Source organism: Mesorhizobium sp. M8A.F.Ca.ET.021.01.1.1 (assembly GCF_003998025.1).
GTDB lineage: Bacteria > Pseudomonadota > Alphaproteobacteria > Rhizobiales > Rhizobiaceae > Mesorhizobium.
In genome coordinates this window covers 1-3,167 of the sequence record NZ_RZSJ01000665.1, presented here as the reverse complement: position 1 = coordinate 3,167, position 3,167 = coordinate 1, and the positions used below count along the sequence as shown (strand labels likewise).

The window sequence follows — 3,167 nt, the reverse complement described above, 5'->3', positions numbered from 1 at the left end:
GACTTGCGGAGAATCGGAGCCGATGCGAACCTCGCCGCAACATGGCTCGCGCGCGTTCTGATTCTCCGCTTCTCTTCGAGATCGTCGAGAAACCCGATTTCTCCTTCGAGACGAAGGCGATGGCCGATGGTTTGTGGCCGGTCGCGGGGATGGACGAAGCCGGCCGTGGCCCGCTGGCGGGTCCGGTCGTCGCGGCAGCAGTGGTGCTCGACCCCGCCAACATTCCCGAAGGACTCGACGATTCAAAGCGGCTTAGCCACTTGCAGCGCGAAGCGCTGTTCCTGCGCATCCTCGGTTCCGCGCTCGGCGTCTCGATGGCGTCGATCAGCGCGGAGGGTATCGATGGCAGCAACATCCTCAAGGCGAGCCTCGAAGCGATGCGCCGCGCGCTGGTTGGGCTGCCGGTTCAGGCAAAACTCGCGCTCGCCGACGGGCGCGACGTGCCCCCGGGACTGCCCTGCGAAGGGCGCGCGCTGATCAAGGGCGACCAGCGCTCGCAATCGATCGCCGCCGCCTCGATCGTCGCCAAGGTCATGCGCGACCGCATGATGTGTGGCTGCGGCAATCATCACGATCGTTACGGCTTCGAAGTCCATATGGGTTACGCCACGGCCCGGCATCGCACGGCGATCGAGGCGCACGGGCCGGTAGCGCGGCTGCACCGCACCTCGTTTGCGCCGTTCAGGCTTGGGGGTGTCGAGGTGGTTGAGGAAGAGAGCTTGGCCGGGCTGGAGTGAGGCGAAAGCGGCGCCGAACTACAGCCGATCTCCCCCTCGTGGGGGAAATGTCCGGCAGGACAGAGGGGGCGCTGTCCCGCCGACCTGTCAGTTCATTGCGATCAGATTCGCCGGATACTTCTCAGCCGGTGCGACGGATAAAGAATCGAACGCCGGCGATCCTTCGCGCCCCCCTCTGCCCTGCCGGGCATCTCCCCATGAGGGGAGATTGGTGGCGTCAACGCACCGTACAAAAAAAGCCGCCAAGTTTCCCGGACGGCTTTGATTTGCTTGATGTTGTCAGCTCAGTTCAGCTTGGCCTTCACATCCTGCAGCGCGGACTTGAACAGATCGGCTCCTGCCTTGGCGTCAACCTTGGCGGCGAGCAATGCACGTGCCGCCTCGACAGCGATGTCGACGGCGCTGGCGCGCACTTCGCCGATCGCTTCGCGCTCGGCCTGGCCGATCTTCTGTTCGGCAAGCGCGGTGCGCCGGGCGACATAGTCCTCGGTCTTCTTGTGGGCCTCGGCGGCCAGCAGTTCGGCCTCGCGCTTGGCGGCCGCGACAATGTCGGCAGCCTCCTGCTCGGCTTCCTTGCGCTTCTTCTTGTACTGGCCAAGCAATTGCTGGGCTTCGTCGCGCAGCTTGCGGGCCTCGTCGAGCTCACTGCTGATCCTGGCGGCGCGGGCGTCGAGCGCCTTGGCGATCATGCCGGGCACCTTGATGTAGACGGCGATGGCCAGGAAGATGATCAGGGCAATCGTGGCCCAGAGCGTTGCGAGAGATGTAGCGTCCATGATGCGCTCCTCACCGGGCCACGGATTTGACCGCGGCCGCGATCTCGGCCTTGCTGGCCTTGCCGCCAACGAGTGCCTCGACGATCGCCGAAGCGGTATCCTCGGCAATGCTGCCGACTTCCTTCATGGCATTGGCCTTGATGGAAGCAATGCGTGCCTCGGCCTCGCCAAGCTTCCCATCGAGCGCAGCCTCGATCTTCTTGCGCGCGGTATCGGCTTCCGCCTTGGCCGCATCGTTGGCTTGCTGGCCGATCGAGTTCGCGTTCTTCTTGGCTTCCGCCAGTTCCTGCTCGTAAGCGGCAACGGCGGCGTCTGCCTCGCCCTTCAACTTGGCAGCCTGGTCGAGATCCTGGCTGATGCGGTCGTTGCGGACATCGATGATGCCCCCGACGCGCGGCATCACGACCCGCTTCAGGAAGAGGTAGAACAGCCCGAACGTGATCGCCAGCCACAGAAGCTGCGACGGAAACGTCTCCGGATTGAATGGCGGAAACGTGCCGTGCGCTTCGGCAGGCACGCTGGTGCCGGAATGCGTGTCGCCTCCGGTCGCAGCGTGGCTGGTGTCGGCTGATGGCGCGGACTCTTGCGCGAAGGCAGATGTCACGAACATGGACTATCCCCAGATATCAGGCCCGCCGCTTGCGCGGCCGGCCTGTCCAATCTTCTCAGTACTCAGCCGAACAGGGCCAGCAGCGCGATGAGAAGCGAGAAGATGCCCAGAGCTTCGGTCACGGCGAAGCCGAAAATCAGGCGGCCGAACTGGCCGTCGGCAGCCGAAGGGTTGCGCAGCGCGCCCGAGAGGTAGCTGCCGAAGATGTTACCCAGGCCAATGCCCGCGCCACCCATGCCCAGGCAAGCGATGCCGGCGCCGATGTACTTTGCTGCTTCTGCGTCCATTTGTTCAACTCCTTTGGATCTGAAAATTCCGTTGCGATTTCATCCGGCACCAATGTTGAAAACTCTTGGCCGGAACTCTTGCCTCAGTGCCCGGGATGCAGGGCGTCGTTGAGATACATGCAGGTCAATACGGCAAAGACGTAGGCCTGCAGGAAGGCGACCAGCAGTTCAAGCGCCGTCAGCGCCACCGCCATAGCCAACGGCAGGATCGAACCCGCCACGCCGACCGCGCCCAGCGCGGAGAGGCTGACGACGAACCCGGAGAAAACCTTGAGCGTGATGTGGCCGGCAAGCATGTTGGCGAACAGACGAACCGAGAGGCTGACCGGGCGCGACACGAAGGAAATGACCTCGATCAGCACCACCAGCGGCAGCAGGAACACCGGCACGCCATGCGGCACGAACAGCTTGAGGAAACCAAGACCATGCTTCATGAAGCCGTAGACCACCACGGTTCCAATCACCAGGGCCGCGAGGCCGAAGGTGACGATGATGTGGCTGGTGACCGTGAAGAAATAGGGAAACAGGCCGAGCAGATTGGCGACCAGCACGAACATGAACAGCGAGAACACGAAGGGGAAGAACTTCATGCCCTGCGTGCCGGCGGCGTCACGCAGCATGTTGCCGACGAATTCATAAGCCATTTCGGAGACCGACTGCAGCCGGCCTGGAACCAGGCTGCGGCTCGACGTCGTCAGGAACAGGAACGCCGCGGCGACAACCACGGTGGCGACCATGAACAGGGCGGAATTGGGGA

5 protein-coding genes are annotated in these 3,167 nt (G+C 63.5%); 1 reads left to right on the top strand and 4 read right to left on the bottom strand.

Translation table 11 applies throughout. The annotated features are described in order from the left end of the window. Nucleotides 1-41 precede the first annotated feature (41 nt). Nucleotides 42-737 (top strand): ribonuclease HII, encoded by a 696-nt coding sequence (locus tag EOA36_RS31780; protein WP_127280809.1) that lies wholly within the window; start codon nt 42-44, stop codon nt 735-737. 284 nt (nt 738-1,021) lie between these two features. Here the strand turns inward: EOA36_RS31780 and EOA36_RS31775 are convergent, their stop codons facing one another. The 4 genes from EOA36_RS31775 to EOA36_RS31760 all read right to left on the bottom strand — a co-directional run. Further along, nucleotides 1,022-1,513, bottom strand: coding sequence for a F0F1 ATP synthase subunit B (locus EOA36_RS31775; RefSeq protein WP_127280808.1), 492 nt, complete (start codon nt 1,511-1,513; stop codon nt 1,022-1,024). Nucleotides 1,514-1,523: 10 nt separating this feature from the next. Beyond that, nucleotides 1,524-2,123 (bottom strand): F0F1 ATP synthase subunit B, encoded by a 600-nt coding sequence (locus tag EOA36_RS31770; RefSeq protein WP_127280807.1) that lies wholly within the window; start codon nt 2,121-2,123, stop codon nt 1,524-1,526. A 62-nt stretch (nt 2,124-2,185) separates the two neighbouring features. Further along, the gene (locus tag EOA36_RS31765; RefSeq protein WP_013896722.1) at nt 2,186-2,410 is read right to left on the bottom strand and encodes a F0F1 ATP synthase subunit C; all 225 of its coding nucleotides are present in this window, start codon (nt 2,408-2,410) and stop codon (nt 2,186-2,188) included. An 83-nt stretch (nt 2,411-2,493) separates the two neighbouring features. After that, nucleotides 2,494-3,167 (bottom strand): F0F1 ATP synthase subunit A (locus tag EOA36_RS31760; RefSeq protein ID WP_127280806.1); only part of this gene is annotated, 674 nt, incomplete at its 5' end.

Excerpts from the sequence above, each read along its gene's own strand:
- EOA36_RS31780 (WP_127280809.1), top strand. The coding sequence starts at position 42 with ATGGCTCGCGCGCGTTCTGATTCTCCGCTTCTCTTCGAGATCGTCGAG.
- EOA36_RS31775 (WP_127280808.1), bottom strand. The coding sequence starts at position 1,513 with ATGGACGCTACATCTCTCGCAACGCTCTGGGCCACGATTGCCCTGATC.
- EOA36_RS31770 (WP_127280807.1), bottom strand. The coding sequence starts at position 2,123 with ATGTTCGTGACATCTGCCTTCGCGCAAGAGTCCGCGCCATCAGCCGAC.
- EOA36_RS31765 (WP_013896722.1), bottom strand. The coding sequence starts at position 2,410 with ATGGACGCAGAAGCAGCAAAGTACATCGGCGCCGGCATCGCTTGCCTG.